Consider the following 15,587-nt stretch of genomic DNA (forward strand, 5'->3'; position numbering starts at 1 on the left):
AAAGCAAAAGAGAAAGTAGCGGAGAAAAAAGAAGAAACGCAAGCACTTATCTTTAGTGGGCGTCAATTATTTGAACAGATGTATAAAGATTTCTATACTGAAGCCCCAATGTCTCAAAAATTATTAGGAATGGGTTATGCTGGTAACTATAAAGAACAGCCGAAATTAATTGAACGTGACTTCCACGATTGGTTCTATTCTTTCGGAATCATAGGGTTCATTTTACTTGTAATTCCATTCTTATACTTTGGTATTAAATTTATTGCATGTATATTTACTAAATTTAAACAAATATTCACAGTGAAATATGCAATGGTGATTGCAGCGATACTTCTCGGATTAGGTATCTCATTCATAGCTGGTCATATTTTAATTGCACCAGGAGTGAGTTTCTACTTAGTATTACTCATGGCATATTTAATAGTTGACTTGGAAATTGAATGATAGAAAAATAAAAGCTAGCATAATGTTAGCTTTTATTTTGTTATAGTAAATAAAAAGAAAAAAATGGGGGATGTAAGAAATGAAAGTGTTGCATATGAATGCTGGTGCAGAAGAAGGTGGTGGGAAAACACATATTATTTCACTTTTATCTCAATTTTCAAAGGAAGAAGTGGAATTAATGGTATTTGAAGAAGGTGCGATTGCTAGAGAGGCGAGAAACCTTGGTATTCAAGTGCATGTTTTTACCCAATCATCTCGGTACGACCTATCAATTCTTTCAAAAATAAAAGCATTTATTAATGAAAATCAATTTGACATTGTGCATACACATGGCGCACGAGCAAATTTCTATCTCTCCCTCTTGAAAAAAGGTATAAAAGCGAAATGGATAATGACTGTCCACAGTGATCCAACTTTGGATTTTATGAAGAGGGGATTAAAAGGATGGGTATTTACGAAGTTAAATTTACGTTCTTTCAGGAAGGTAGATTTATTCTTTGCAATTACGGAAAACTTTAAGAGAAACATAATAAAACTAGGTGTACCAGAAGAGAAAATTTGTACGGTTTATAATGGAATTGAGTATGATAGTACTCCAGCCAACCCTTATGATAAGAGTGAATTTGGCATCGGTGAAGGAGTATTTACAGCTATTCAAGTAGCTCGTCTTCATCCTGTTAAAGGTCATGATATTTTATTTGAAGCGTTACAAAAAATTAAAATCCAAAATATGAAGGTGCTCTTACTTGGTGATGGACCTATAGAAGCAGAATTAAAAGAGATGGTGAAACAAAAGGGTTTAGAGGATAAGGTGATGTTTCTAGGTTTTCGTACAGATTCAAAAGAATTATATGCATCTGCACACATTAATTTGTTAACCTCTTATAGCGAAAGTTTCCCTCTGGTTTTATTAGAAGCGGCTAATCAGCGCTTAACATCTATTGCGACAAATGTAGGTGATATGAAAAAGTTAATAGTTGATGATACGTATGGATGGATTGTACCGATTGGTGATGCAGATTCGTTAGCAAACGCGTTAGAAAATGCTTATGAAAAATGGTTGAATGGTGAATTAGAAGCGATGGGAAATCGTTTATATAATCATGCGTCTACTCATTTCTCGCTAAAGAATTTGTATGAAGATACTTATAATGCATATAAAAAACTTTTACTGAAATAGAGAGGATAGTTAATCATGGAAGTAAAAACGGTTGATATTCTAGGTGTTCCTTTTTCTACAATGACAATGGATGAAACAATCCAATATTTGAAGGAACAACTAGAATTGGAGCGAACTCATACTTTTCAGGTAGTCACAGCGAATCCTGAAATTGTTATGTGTGCAAAAAAGGATGAAACATTCCATAAAACATTATTAAATACAGATTTAATTACACCTGATGGTATTGGAGTTGTAAAAGCAAGTGGTATGTTAGGTACACCTGTAAAGGAACGTGTAGCAGGTTTTGATTTAATGTGTAATCTATTTGCAAAGCTATCAGAGGAGAATAAACCGGTATCTGTTTTCTTACTTGGTGCAAAACCGCATGTTGTACAAGCTGCAGCAGATCATTTAACGAAGACGTATTCAGCTGTATCTATTGTGGGTACACAAGATGGGTATTTTAAACAAGAAGAAGAAGAGAATATCGTTTCTCGTATTCAAGAAGCAAAACCAGATCTATTGCTTGTCGCACTGGGTTTCCCGAGACAAGAGAACTTTATCCAAACTAACAAGCATCGTTTAGAAACGAAAATGGCTGTTGGAGTAGGCGGAAGTTTAGATGTATGGGCTGGAGAGGTAAAACGTGCACCAAAATGGATTCAAGCAATTAATTTAGAGTGGTTTTATAGATTATGTAGTAATCCAACGCGCTGGCGCCGTCAGTTAGTATTAGCGGAATTTTTAAAAGAAGTCATGCGTTCGAAAAAGTAGCGGAATATCGCTACTTTTTTTATTTGGCCATTTTGGATAAAGTGGGATTTTACTCATCCGCCACTGATTGTTAGACCTCACCAATCGGACGTTTAATGGCAGTTGGTCTTCAATTTAAACTCTTCGCTTCAGCTGAATTTTGAGGCGTGAGTCTTACAGCCCTCAAATAGTGTGATAAGTATTTTACTTTTGGGGAATGATGAAGGAGAATTTTTTGAACGAAAGTATTTTACTTATACAATTCACACATGTAAAATGATGTGTAAAGACAGCTGTGTGAGGAGGACTTCTTGTGGGCAAGGTGAAAGAAATTTCGAAGCGAAAGCTACTTGGAATAGCGGGGCTTGGATGGTTATTTGATGCGATGGATGTTGGAATGCTTTCATTTGTAATGGTAGCATTGCAAAAAGATTGGGGATTAAGTACGCAAGAAATGGGCTGGATAGGCAGCATTAATTCAATTGGTATGGCAGTCGGAGCGCTCGTTTTTGGAATACTATCAGATAAAATAGGGCGGAAATCAGTCTTTATTATTACATTATTACTATTTTCTATCGGTAGTGGTTTAACTGCCTTAACGACGACACTTGCGATGTTCCTTGTTTTACGATTTTTAATTGGTATGGGGCTTGGTGGAGAGCTTCCAGTTGCTTCTACATTAGTATCAGAGAGCGTTGAAGCACATGAACGTGGCAAAATAGTTGTGTTATTAGAAAGCTTTTGGGCAGGTGGATGGCTAATTGCAGCCCTTATTTCGTATTTTGTAATTCCGAAATATGGTTGGGAAGTTGCAATGGTATTGAGCGCGGTTCCGGCACTATATGCTTTATATTTAAGATGGAATTTACCGGATTCACCGAGATTCCAAAAGGTTGAAAAAAGACCATCCGTTATCGAAAATATAAAGTCAGTTTGGTCTGGAGAATATCGTAGGGCAACAATTATGTTATGGATTCTATGGTTTTCTGTTGTCTTTTCCTATTATGGGATGTTCCTTTGGTTACCTAGTGTAATGGTATTAAAAGGATTTAGTTTAATAAAAAGTTTCCAGTACGTACTTATTATGACGTTAGCTCAATTGCCAGGATATTTCACGGCTGCTTGGTTTATTGAACGACTTGGTCGTAAGTTTGTTTTAGTTACGTATTTAATCGGTACAGCTTGTAGTGCTTACTTGTTTGGAGTAGCGGAGTCATTAACAGTATTAATCATAGCAGGCATGTTATTATCCTTCTTTAATTTAGGTGCTTGGGGTGCATTATATGCTTATACACCTGAACAGTATCCAACAGTTATTCGTGGTACGGGTGCAGGGATGGCTGCGGCATTCGGACGCATTGGCGGTATTCTTGGGCCGCTATTAGTAGGATATTTAGTTGCTTCACAGGCTTCATTATCACTAATATTTACGATTTTTTGTGGAGCAATTTTAATTGGCGTAGTTGCTGTAATTGTACTTGGGCAAGAAACGAAGCAACGAGAACTAGTATAAGGTGAAACTGTAATCAGTGAGGGGTTTATCCCCCACTGATTACTAGCCAGCATCAATTGTGTTTTTGGGGCAGTAAAACTCCGGCTTCATTTTTTCGCATTCAGTGAGTTTTACTGTCAATAAATAATGGAATAAAAAGACAGGGGGGACCGTGACGGTTCCCTTTTTTCTGTTTTTTTAGATAAATAATGGTATAGTAAGAAAAAGGGAATATTCCTTATAAAAGCGAATGTATACAACAGGACATATGGACAAAAGAATTAGGTGGTTGAAGAAATGAAAATTTTACTGATCATGGAAGAAGTAGAAGAGCGAAGAAGTTTAGCTGAAAAATTCACTGAAAATATAAAGAATGTAGAATGTTTTGAAGCGAATACGGGAACAGAATCATTATTTATCATGAAAAAGCATACACCAGATTTTGTTTTCTTGAATTCAAAATTACTAGATGGAACTGGTTTTGAATATGCGAGTTTATTACGGGAAGTAAATTGTTATACGAAATTGATTTTTATGGGTGAAGATATAGAAGAGTCGATTACGGCATTTCGTTTTCAAGCATTCTATTATTTACTACGCCCATTTCGTGAGGAAGATTTGCAGTTCCTTTTATATAGAATGTGTAAAGAGCACGGCGAGAAAGCAAAGAGTTATTTGCGAAAACTACCGATAGAAGGTCAAGAGGGGATTAGATATATTTTCCCTGAAGATATTGTATATATAAGCAAAAATAAGGAGAATAAAACAGTTTCAATTTATACAACGAATAATCAGTATATTTCAACATATACACTTCAGGAGCTGGAAAATAAGTTAAATGCATATGATTTTTTACGCGTACATAAAAGTTATTTAATTAATATGTCATATGTACAAGAACTAAAACCTTATTATAATGGCACATATAATTTGTATTTAGATAAATATGATGAGCAACCGATTCCAGTTAGTCGGAATTACGTGAAAAAACTTCGAAATAAAATAGAATTATAGTAGATAATGCGAAATTTTTAACATGATAAACTAAAAATCCTTCATGATAAGGAGGATTCAAATAAAATATTCAGAAAATTTAGTACAATCCCACTAAGCAATAGTATTGGGGGGATTGTATGTGAAAACATTGAAGTCGATTTTACTTTGGGGAGTTATTGCAGCAGTAGGAGCAGGTGCTTTTGGTGTAATAGCTTTATCACAAGGTGAAACTATTAATGCCGTGTGGCTCTTAGTAGCTGCGGTATGTGTGTATGCAGTTGCTTATCGCTTTTATAGTAGATTTATAGCGAGAAAGGTATTCGGTTTAGATAATAATCGGCAAACGCCAGCCCATACATTAAATGATGGAAAAGATTATGTTCCGACAAATAAGTGGGTATTATTTGGACATCATTTTGCAGCCATTGCTGGGGCAGGTCCTTTAGTAGGACCGATTTTGGCGGCGCAAATGGGGTATTTACCAGGGACAATATGGATTATTGTTGGGGTAGTTGTCGCTGGAGCTGTGCAAGATTTTGTAATTTTATTTGCTTCAATGAGACGGAATGGTAAATCTTTAGGAGAAATGATTAAAGATGAGATTGGTCCTGTTACAGGTCTTATTGCAATGATAGGTATTTTAGGCATTATGATTATTTTATTAGCGGTATTAGCATTAGTAGTAGTAAAGGCGCTTGTAGGAAGTCCTTGGGGGATGTTTACGATAGCAGCAACGATTCCTATCGCTATTTTAATGGGAGTGTACATGCGCTACATTAGGCCTGGACGGGTTGGTGAAGGGTCAGTAATCGGAATTATTCTACTTATACTGTCTCTTATTGGAGGACAGTATGTAGCAGAACATCCAACACTTGCAAGTATGTTCACATTTAGCGGTGAAACGATTGCTATTATGCTTATTGTATATGGGTTTATCGCATCGGCATTACCAGTTTGGATGCTTTTAGCACCACGTGATTATTTAAGTACATTTTTAAAAGTCGGAACAATTGTTGGATTAGCAATCGGTATTTTAATTGTAGCACCAGATTTACAAATGCCAGCAGTTTCGAAATTTATCGATGGAACAGGTCCTGTTTTCTCTGGAAACTTATTCCCGTTCTTATTTATTACAATTGCTTGTGGTGCGGTGTCTGGATTCCACGCTCTCGTTTCATCAGGTACGACACCAAAGATGATTGAACAAGAGGGACATGCACAACCAATCGGTTATGGAGCAATGTTAATGGAGTCATTTGTAGCCGCGATGGCGATGATTGCAGCTTGTGTATTAACACCAGGAACTTATTTTGCGATTAATAGTCCCGCAGCACTTATCGGTACGGATGTCTCGCAGGCAGCTCAAGTTATTTCTTCATGGGGATTTGCAATTACACCAAATGAACTAAAAGATCTCGCTGTAAACGTTGGAGAGCAAACGATTTTATCACGTACAGGTGGCGCACCGACGTTAGCGATAGGTATGGCATATATTTTCTCACAAGTAATAGGTGGAACGGCCATGATGGCCTTTTGGTATCATTTTGCAATCCTCTTTGAAGCACTATTCATTTTAACAACAATTGATGCTGGAACGCGCGTAGGCCGATTTATGATTCAAGATATTTTAGGACATGTATATAAGCCATTTGGGAAAACGGATTCTACATTAGCGAATGTAATAGCTACAACGTTATGTGTATTAGGATGGGGTTATTTCTTATACCAAGGGGTAGTAGATCCGCTTGGTGGAATTAACACATTATGGCCACTTTTCGGTATTGCAAATCAAATGTTAGCAGGTATTGCGTTATTACTTGGAACGACAATTTTGTTCAAAATGGGGAAAAAGGCATATGTTTGGGTGACACTTATTCCAACTGTCGGATTGCTTATTGTAACGATGACAGCGGGTTATCAAAAGCTATTTCATGAAAATCCTAAAATAGGATTTCTATCTCATGCAAAGGTGTTTCAAGGAGCATTAGATGAGGGGAAAGTGTTAGCGCCAGCTAAAAATGTCACTCAAATGAAACAAATTATTTTCAATGATTATATTGATGCAGCGCTTTGTGGGATTTTTATGATAGTTGTAATCGCTGTATTAATTTCTGCGATTCGAATTTGGATTCAAGTATTAAGAAATAAGCCAATGCCGCTAAAAGAGGCACCATATATTTCTAGAGATGAAAGTGAGTCGAGGAACTATTATGCTTAAACGACTACGGAAAGTATGGAGAAAAAGGAAACATTTTATTAGTTTACTTGTTGGGGTACCAAGCTATGAAACATATGTAGAGCATATGAAAAAGCATCATCCAGAAGAAGAAGTGATATGTCAAAAACAGTTTTTTGCAGAAGCGCAAGAAGCTAGGTTTAATGCAAAGGGCGGAAAGATATCACGATGTTGTTAATGAAAAGGGTGAATTTTCGCCCTTTTTTTGCTGTTTCACGTGGAACAGCAAAAATAAATAAAAAGCTTTGGGAATTATAGGTATCTCGTATACAATAAAATAAGGAAAGGGATAGATAGAAAAGTAGGGAGATTATTTTATGTTAAGGGACTTATTTGTAAACACAACAATTATTCTTTCCTTTATTTTTGTTGGAGGTCAGATTTTAAGAGATAGGCCGTTAAAAGAAGAGTTTTCTCTTTGGCAGAAGTGTGTAGTAGGTATGCTTACTGGAATATTAAGTGTACTATTGATGCATTTTGGTGTACATATTGAGGATATTATGTTGGATCTACGTTATTTAGCTGTTATTTTAGCAATTATCATCGGAGGTCCGATAGCTAGTAGTATAACAGTTACTATTATTTTAATTACCCGATTATTTTTTACTGAGTACTCTTTAGCCTCTGAATTGGCTTGTTATAGTATTGTATTAATAGGTGTTGGAGTTGTTTTTATTTGGCGGATGAAAGCTTCTACATTGACAAGGTGGATTTGGTTTAATGTATATAGTTTATTTATTTTAGTAGTGCCACTTTCTATTTTATTTAAGGATATGTCTATAGTAGCACTATATGTAGTTTGTAGTGTTGTTGCAGCATATATCACATTTATAAGCGCAAATTATGTATTGCAATCCAATGAATTATTTCAAACGATGAAGCAATATGCAACGATAGATGCATTGACAGGTTTAGGAAACGTAAGACAGTTTGATTTAGAAATGAATCGTCATATTAGTAATAAGCGTATGAAAAATGATTCACTTTGTTTACTACTTATAGATATTGATCACTTTAAGTGTGTAAATGATACGTATGGGCATCCTGCAGGAGACGAAGTGTTAAAGCAAATTGGATGTATTTTAAGAGAAATTTCATCATTTCCAGATTTGGCTTTTCGAAAGGGTGGAGAGGAGTTTGCACTTTTGATACCAAAGAAGGGATTAGCTTATGGAATGCGTATGGGAGAACAAGTTCGCACAGTTGTTGAAAATCATCCATTTCAATTGTTAAATGGGACAAAAATAAAAATTACAGTTTCAGTAGGTATTTCAGTGTATGAAGAATCACCAGAGCAATTTATTCAAGCTGCTGATGATGCATTATATTACTCCAAAAGAAATGGTAGAAATCAAGTTAGTTCTGCATCTTAAAGATAAGATGACCAGAAGATCTTATAAAAAAACCCACAGAGAGGGAATATATAAACTCTGTGGGTTTTTTTGTTTATAGATTAGACAAGTTCTTTTGATGCAACGAATTTACGATATGCACCGTGATGTGTTGGACCTACGTATTCGTTGATCTTGAATGAATAACGGATAGCAGCTGTAATAAACTCTTTCGCAGTTTTTACTGCTTCTTTCACAGGTTTTCCTTTTGCAAGTTCTGCTGTAATTGCAGCAGAATATGTACAACCTGCGCCGTGTGTATTTGTTGTATCGATTTTTTCTGATTCTAAAAGATCGAATGTTTCTCCATCATATAGGACGTCGATTGCAGTTTCTGTACCAAGCTTGCTACCGCCTTTAATTAGGACGTATTTCGCGCCTAAAGCGTGGATTTTTTTCGCTGCTTCTTTCATGTCTTCAAGAGAATTAATCTTTACGCCACTTAATTGGTAAGCTTCAAATAAGTTTGGTGTTACAACTAATGCCTTTGGAACAAGAACGTCACGTAAGCAATCATTCGTTTCAGGATGTAATGCTTCATCAGCACCTTTACATACCATAACAGGATCAACTACTACATTTTTAAAATTATGTTTTTCGATTGTTTCTGCAACCATTTCAATAATTTCTACTGATCCTAGCATACCTGTTTTTAAAGCATCTACGCCAACACCTTCAATTGTTGTTTCTAATTGTGGTTTTAATGTAGAAGCCGGGATTGGGAATACGTTATGCGCCCAACCGTTATGTGGATCCATCGTTACGATTGTCGTAAGAGATGTCATTCCGTATACACCAAGTTCTTGGAATGTTTTTAAATCTGCTTGTATACCTGCACCGCCACTTGTATCAGAACCAGCGATAGTAAGTGCTTTATTTAATGTCATTATGAAAGCCCCCTCAAGTGATATAATGAAAACTATGTTTTCACCATTATATCAATGTTACGAATAAGTACAAAGTGAAAAATAGATGATTTATTTTAGGAGCTATTGAAAATATTGTATGTAGGAGACGAGTTATGTTTCAAGAAAATCGTACCAATGAATTAGTTATATTAAAAGAGATTGCAGAGACGTTGAACACTTCAAATGATACATATCATGTGCTGCAAGCTGTATTGGAAAAACTATTGAATGTAACGGGTTTAACGACAGGATGGATATTTCTTGCGGATGAAAATGGTAGATATACGAAATTAATTGATTATCAATTGCCAGAGGGATTGAGATTTGAAAATAAACGACCGATGTGTGAGGGGAATTGTTGGTGTTTACACCGATTTGTGGAAGGGAAACTAGAGAGAGCCGTTAATATTATTGAATGTAAGAGAATTAATAATGCGATTGAATATAACTGGGGAGATACAGAAGGAATCGTGCATCATGCGACAGTGCCGTTAAAAGCTGGGGAAGATGAATTTGGCGTATTAAATGTCGCTAGCCCGGGTAAAACGCATTTTTCTGAAGAAGAATTAGTGCTATTACAATCAGTTGCGTTCCAAATTGGAACAGCATTAAAACGTACAAAATTGTATGAGAATGAAAAGAGAAGGGCTCATTATTATGTAAAGTTAGAACGTTTTATTCAAGCTTTAAGGACGATTCATAAATTTAATGCATTGCCTGAGGAGATTGTAAAACAAATAGGGAAGTTATTTCTATGGGAGCAAGTTGTATTCTTTAGTAGAGAAGAAAATGAACTTGCTGTAAGAGCTTCGTATAAGATAGATGAGTTGCAAGAGAATTTGAAGTCAGCGGCACAGGAAGCGCTGAAAAAAGAAGAACCTGTTTTGTTAAAGAGTCAGGTTGGGAATATCGTACATCCTAATCGTGCAGTTATTGCCATTCCCATACACATTCAAGATCATATATTTGGCGTATTAAGTGTAAGTTCGAATAATGGAGAATTTGATATAAATACGATCGATGTAGTACAAGCGTTAGCGAATCATATATCGTTAATGATAGAGAACTTAAGGTTAAATGAAAAACGCCGAGAACTTGTACGAATGGAAGAACGCAATCGCTTAGCTAGAGATTTGCATGATTCTGTTTCACAAAAGTTGTTTTCATTAACTTTCATGACGAAAGGCGCTGAAGCTGTCTTAAAAGGAAAAAATGAAAAGGTAGATCAGTCTTTGCATGAGATACGTGAGTTATCGCAAGGTGCCTTGAAAGAAATGAGGACGTTAATTTGGCAACTACGTCCAGCAGGATTAGAGAAAGGACTATTACCAGCTTTAAAACAATATGGTGAAAGTTTGGGATTGAAAATTCGGGAACAAGTTACAGGTGTTCGTGATTTGCCGCGCGTAGTAGAGGAAGCGCTATGGAGAATTGGACAAGAAGCTTTAAATAACGTAAGTAAACATGCGAATGTTAGAGAAGCGACGATTTATTTCAAAGTGACGGAGAAGACTGTATCATTAGAAATAGTCGATCAAGGAAGCGGCTTTGTAGAAAAGGATATAAAAGAGAAGAAATCACTTGGCATGACTACGATGCGCGAAAGAGTAGAATTAGTTGGTGGAACAATTAAAATTGTAAGTGATAAGAAAAAAACAAGTGTAAAAATAAACGTACCATTATGATGTGAAAATGAGGGAAGTTCGTGAAAATAAAAGTATTGTTAGTTGATGATCATACAGTTGTTTTAAAAGGATTAGCATTTTTCTTAAGTACACAAGAAGATTTAGAGCTAGTTGGAGAAGCAAGTAATGGGAAAGAGGCATTAGTGAAAGTAGGAGAGACTAATCCTGATGTTGTACTAATGGATTTATATATGCCTGAAATGGATGGTGTTGAGGCGACAGGGTGTATTAAAAAAGAATATCCGGATGTGAAAGTAATTGTATTAACTAGCTTTTCTGATCAGGCACATGTTTTACCAGCATTAAGGGCAGGAGCAAGCGGTTATATTTTAAAAGATGTAGAACCGGATCAACTTGTTGAAGCGATTCGAAGCGCATATAAAGGTAATATTCAATTACATCCTGATATAGCAAATGCTCTTCTTTCTCAAACATTACCTGTAGAAGAAAAGGAGGAAGAACCTTCTATTCAAGTGGATGTGCTAACAGCGAGAGAGAATGAAGTGTTGCAGCTATTAGCGAAAGGGATGAGTAATAAAGAGATCGCATCTGTTTTAGTTATTACAGAAAAAACGGTAAAAGCTCATGTAAGTAGTATTTTGAGTAAGTTGAATTTATCTGATCGCACGCAAGCGGCATTATATGCAGTGAAAAATGGAATTGTATAAGACAAAAGTCGTAAGACCTAGTTCGCCTTTAGAAGGTGGACTTTTTTTATGGAAAAATACGTCTATGTGAGGACGAAATTGTCTTGATATAAAGATAAAATATGTTTGTAAGCAACAAAACAACAATTACAAGGGATACCTTTTTTGAAAGCATATAACAACAGAAGAGTGAGTACTAGGAGGAAAAATAATGGAAACAGTTTTATTTGTAAAAGCAAACAACCGCCCAGCGGAACAGGCAGTTAGTGTGAAATTATACGAGGCATTTTTAGCAAACTATAAAGAAGCACATCCAAATGATACAGTAGTAGAACTTGATTTATATAAAGAAGAATTACCATATGTAGGTGTAGATATGATTAATGGTACATTCAAAGCAGGTAAAGGATTTGATTTAACGGAAGAGGAAGCAAAAGCAGTAGCAGTTGCTGATAAGTATTTAAATCAATTTTTAGAAGCTGATAAAGTCGTTTTCGGTTTCCCATTATGGAACTTAACAATCCCAGCAGTATTGCACACATATATTGATTATTTAAACCGAGCTGGAAAAACGTTTAAATATACGCCAGAAGGTCCAGTTGGTCTAATTGGAGATAAGAAGATTGCATTATTAAACGCGCGCGGTGGCGTATATTCTGAAGGTCCGGCAGCTGAAGTAGAAATGGCTGTTAAATATGTAGCAAGCATGATGGGCTTCTTCGGTGCAACAAATATGGAAACAGTAGTTATTGAAGGACATAATCAATTCCCTGATAAAGCAGAAGAGATCATTACAGCGGGTCTTGAAGAAGCAGCTAAAGTAGCAAGCAAATTTTAATTGAAAATAGAATCGTCACTCGAAAAAAGTAGCATTAACATATAAACGTTAATGCTGCTTTTTTATATTTTAAGTTCATCAGCTAGTGTTTCTAATTGAATTCGATCTTGTATGTAATAGGTCCTTCCGTCTTTTTGTAAGTAATTTTGTTGGCAAAACTGGTTTAATACATATAAAAGATGACGGTAGCTGACATTTAAGTATTCCGAAGCTTCGGTATGTTTCTCTGTATAACTGTTATTTTGTTCTGTTAATAGAATAAATGCCGCTAACCGGTTTTCGAACGGATAACTATTATTTTTTGCGTAACTTTCTGTTCGGGTAATTGTTTTTTCGCCGATAAATTTACATAGTTTCTGTAGAAAGATAGGATCTTGCAATAAAAGATGCTGACATTCTTTAAGAGGGAGCGCCAAGCACATACAATCTTCAATCACTTCCACCGTTTTCGTAACGGATTCGACGCCGATTAACCCTAATTCCCCAATGAACGAAGGTTCTTGAATAAAGTTAATTAAGGAGACCCTCCCGTTTTTGTGACTCATATATATTTTTGCTTTCCCGGAAATTAAGTAATAAAGATAAGGAACATCAACGCCTTCATTACATATCCTTTCTTTCTTTTGAAAGGAGTGTAGTTCAGCATATGGTAAGACATTAAAAGAAAAAAGGGTATGGAAGTTGGAAGTTTGCATGTAATGAGAGATTTCTTCGCTATTTTTGCTAACTTTCATGTTTTCACCTCCTGTTTAGTATGAGATATCTCCTATTATGTTTACAAGAAGGAATGATACGATTTACGTAAATTTATTTTTGTAGAAAAGAGGGTGTGAAGGGCTTATGAAAAAATATAAAACATTGTTATTCGATGTAGATGATACATTGTTAGATTTTCAAAAGGCGGAAAAAGTGGCGTTACGTATGCTGTTTGAAGAGAGAGGGATTAATCTAACTAGAGAGGTTGAAGCGCAGTATAAAAAAATTAATAAACGCCTTTGGGAGGCTTTTGAAGAAGGGGAAATAAATCGAGATGAAGTCTTAAATACACGATTTTCGATTTTGTTGAAAGAATATGGGGAAGAGGTAGATGGGATATTATTCGAAAATAATTATCGTAGCTACTTAGAAGAAGGAAATCAGCTCATGCAAGGCGCGTTTGAATTTATAAGTCAAATTCAGAGTGATTACGATTTATATATTGTGACAAACGGTATTTCTCAGACGCAAGATAAACGTTTACGTAATGCAGGATTACATGCCTTGTTTCAAGATATTTTTGTTTCTGAGGATACAGGATTCCAAAAGCCGATGAAAGAGTATTTTGATTATGTTTTTGAACGAATTCCTAATTTTGCTCCAGAAAAGGGGCTCATTATTGGGGATTCGTTAAGTGCTGATATGAAAGGCGGATATGTAGCGGGAATTGATACTTGTTGGTTTAATCGAGAAAAGAAATCAAATGATAGCGAGATTGTGCCAACATATGAAGTGCAAAATTTTGAAGAGTTATACGCACTATTGAAGCAACGTGTGTAATAAAAATAGGCAGTGGAACTTTTGTCCCTACTGCCTACTTTTATTCGCTTGTAGCGTTGTTGTTTTTAGGAAGTGGAAATGCATTACCAATCGCTGCCGCTCCAAGCATCGGTAGTAGTAAATTGAGCGGGAAAAACATGAGCAATAGTAATGTTATTGCAATTGGTTTTCTTAATGCATAACTTGAAATTGCTGTCGTGACGATGGCTACCGAAGCAATTGGATCTATAGGGATAATGGATGCTATAGCATATCCGATACTAGATCCCGCAAATATAATGGGGAAAATGTGTCCACCGCGCCAACCTGTATTTAAACAAACGGCAGTAATACATAATTTTAAAACCCCTGAAAGAAGTAGTACCCAGAATGATAAATGGCTCCATTCAATGACTAAATCTTTTAATTGATGTTCTCCTGAGAATAACGTGTACGGGAGAAAAGTTCCTGTAATTCCTAATAAAATACCACCGATAATTCCAAGTGATAGTTTGTATTCTTTTAAGGGATGGATTAATTTCTCTAATGTGAATTCTAATTTGAAATAAAAGAAGCCAACTATAGCACCGATACTAGCAAGTGGTAGAAAGGCAATCCATTCATTAAGAGATAGGGAACCTTCTCCAAAATCAACGATAAAGGATCCACGATTATCGAATTTACTAAGTAATAAATAAACGGAAAAACCAGAGAAAGTGGTAGCTAAATATACAATTGCTTTTTTTCCTTTAGAAAATTCGTTAATTCGCTCACCTTCATTTTCATTTGGAGCTAAATAACCGAATAATGGTGCGTTAAAAATTACACTTAAAGTAGCACCAATTCCAACCTCTGTTAGTTCATTCATTCCTTTTAATGCGAATGTAAAGCGATCTCCTATCCATGTACAAAGTCCACCGATAATGCCAACAAGTGCTGCTTCGGGACCTAAGCTAGCTCCAAATATTAAAACGATAATCGCAGTTAAAGTAGATTTATGTACGAAACGGTATTCAATTCTACCTGTTTTTTTATATTCACCCATCACTTCCGGCATAAGACGTGGATATGTGCCGAAGTATTTTTGAGTTAAACCGACGAGAATACCACCGATAGTTGTTACACAAATAGTGTAATACGGAGGAGCAGAGAAAATAGTAGGTAAGTATCCCCAAATAAAGTGAATGCCGATATTTATTGTAACTAAAAATAGCCAGACTGTTGCTCCTACTATAGAGCCTAAAAGAATGCCGTATAGGACGAGTATATAGTGCATATCCTTTGTATTTGTCATGTTATACCTCCGTTATGTAAGCTTTAATGTCGAAAGGATTCAATATGCTACTGTGAAATGAAATGAATATGTATAGTATCTTTTTGAGAGGTTTGCTTATTCAATATATTGAGGTCTCGTGAGAATTTGAAATGTATACAGTTAAACTACTTACTTAATTCTATATAGTAATCGTGGGTTTTAAAAGGTCTTTTTCAAATGAATATGGAATATATTTCTTTTGTTA

15 protein-coding genes are annotated in these 15,587 nt (G+C 35.6%); 12 read left to right on the top strand and 3 right to left on the bottom strand.

Annotated elements, in window-relative coordinates:
• From MR113_RS11785 to MR113_RS11820, 8 genes are all read left to right on the top strand, one after another.
• Positions 1-444, top strand: a 444-nt coding sequence (locus MR113_RS11785; RefSeq protein ID WP_242254393.1) for an O-antigen ligase family protein, incomplete at its 5' end; no start/stop codon positions are given.
• 79 nt (positions 445-523) lie between these two features.
• Entirely contained in the window at positions 524-1,624 is a 1,101-nt protein-coding gene (locus tag MR113_RS11790) for a glycosyltransferase family 4 protein (RefSeq protein WP_242254395.1), read from the top strand.
• Between the two features lie 15 nt (positions 1,625-1,639).
• The gene (locus MR113_RS11795; protein ID WP_242254397.1) at positions 1,640-2,380 is read left to right on the top strand and encodes a WecB/TagA/CpsF family glycosyltransferase; all 741 of its coding nucleotides are present in this window, start codon (positions 1,640-1,642) and stop codon (positions 2,378-2,380) included.
• A 292-nt stretch (positions 2,381-2,672) separates the two neighbouring features.
• A complete protein-coding gene (locus MR113_RS11800) occupies positions 2,673-3,872 on the top strand; it encodes an MFS transporter (RefSeq protein ID WP_242254399.1) in 1,200 nt (399 codons plus the stop codon).
• Between the two features lie 276 nt (positions 3,873-4,148).
• Positions 4,149-4,865, top strand: a complete 717-nt coding sequence (locus tag MR113_RS11805; protein ID WP_061680084.1) for a LytR/AlgR family response regulator transcription factor — start codon at positions 4,149-4,151, stop codon at positions 4,863-4,865.
• Positions 4,866-4,986: 121 nt separating this feature from the next.
• Positions 4,987-7,065: a carbon starvation protein CstA gene (gene cstA / locus MR113_RS11810; RefSeq protein ID WP_098342282.1), complete on the top strand. Its 2,079-nt coding sequence runs from the start codon at positions 4,987-4,989 to the stop codon at positions 7,063-7,065.
• On the top strand, positions 7,058-7,261 hold the full coding sequence (locus MR113_RS11815; RefSeq protein WP_242254401.1) for a YbdD/YjiX family protein: 204 nt from the start codon (positions 7,058-7,060) through the stop codon (positions 7,259-7,261). The genes cstA and MR113_RS11815 overlap by 8 nt, the downstream gene beginning before the upstream one ends.
• Before the next feature lie 139 nt (positions 7,262-7,400).
• Positions 7,401-8,456, top strand: a complete 1,056-nt coding sequence (locus MR113_RS11820; RefSeq protein WP_242254403.1) for a GGDEF domain-containing protein — start codon at positions 7,401-7,403, stop codon at positions 8,454-8,456.
• 80 nt (positions 8,457-8,536) lie between these two features.
• Here the strand turns inward: MR113_RS11820 and pdxK are convergent, their stop codons facing one another.
• Positions 8,537-9,361, bottom strand: coding sequence for a pyridoxine/pyridoxal/pyridoxamine kinase (pdxK, locus tag MR113_RS11825; protein ID WP_000174251.1), 825 nt, complete (start codon positions 9,359-9,361; stop codon positions 8,537-8,539).
• Positions 9,362-9,495: 134 nt separating this feature from the next.
• On the opposite strand from pdxK, the gene MR113_RS11830 reads away from it, so the two are divergent.
• From MR113_RS11830 to MR113_RS11840, 3 genes are all read left to right on the top strand, one after another.
• The gene (locus MR113_RS11830) at positions 9,496-11,067 is read left to right on the top strand and encodes a GAF domain-containing sensor histidine kinase (RefSeq protein WP_242254405.1); all 1,572 of its coding nucleotides are present in this window, start codon (positions 9,496-9,498) and stop codon (positions 11,065-11,067) included.
• 20 nt (positions 11,068-11,087) lie between these two features.
• The gene (locus tag MR113_RS11835) at positions 11,088-11,735 is read left to right on the top strand and encodes a response regulator (RefSeq protein WP_242254407.1); all 648 of its coding nucleotides are present in this window, start codon (positions 11,088-11,090) and stop codon (positions 11,733-11,735) included.
• 190 nt (positions 11,736-11,925) lie between these two features.
• Positions 11,926-12,552, top strand: a complete 627-nt coding sequence (locus MR113_RS11840) for an FMN-dependent NADH-azoreductase (RefSeq protein WP_063262381.1) — start codon at positions 11,926-11,928, stop codon at positions 12,550-12,552.
• Positions 12,553-12,614: 62 nt separating this feature from the next.
• Here the strand turns inward: MR113_RS11840 and MR113_RS11845 are convergent, their stop codons facing one another.
• On the bottom strand, positions 12,615-13,286 hold the full coding sequence (locus MR113_RS11845; protein ID WP_242254408.1) for a transcriptional regulator YeiL: 672 nt from the start codon (positions 13,284-13,286) through the stop codon (positions 12,615-12,617).
• Positions 13,287-13,392: 106 nt separating this feature from the next.
• Between MR113_RS11845 and MR113_RS11850 the strand changes: the two genes are divergently transcribed.
• The gene (locus MR113_RS11850) at positions 13,393-14,088 is read left to right on the top strand and encodes a YjjG family noncanonical pyrimidine nucleotidase (protein WP_242254410.1); all 696 of its coding nucleotides are present in this window, start codon (positions 13,393-13,395) and stop codon (positions 14,086-14,088) included.
• A 40-nt stretch (positions 14,089-14,128) separates the two neighbouring features.
• Here MR113_RS11850 and MR113_RS11855 read toward each other — a convergent pair whose 3' ends face one another.
• Positions 14,129-15,361, bottom strand: a complete 1,233-nt coding sequence (locus MR113_RS11855) for a chloride channel protein (protein ID WP_242254412.1) — start codon at positions 15,359-15,361, stop codon at positions 14,129-14,131.
• Positions 15,362-15,587 lie beyond the last annotated feature (226 nt).

The sequence above is a fragment of the Bacillus cereus group sp. BfR-BA-01379 genome, assembly GCF_022663605.1.
GTDB classification, from domain to species: domain Bacteria; phylum Bacillota; class Bacilli; order Bacillales; family Bacillaceae_G; genus Bacillus_A; species Bacillus_A mobilis.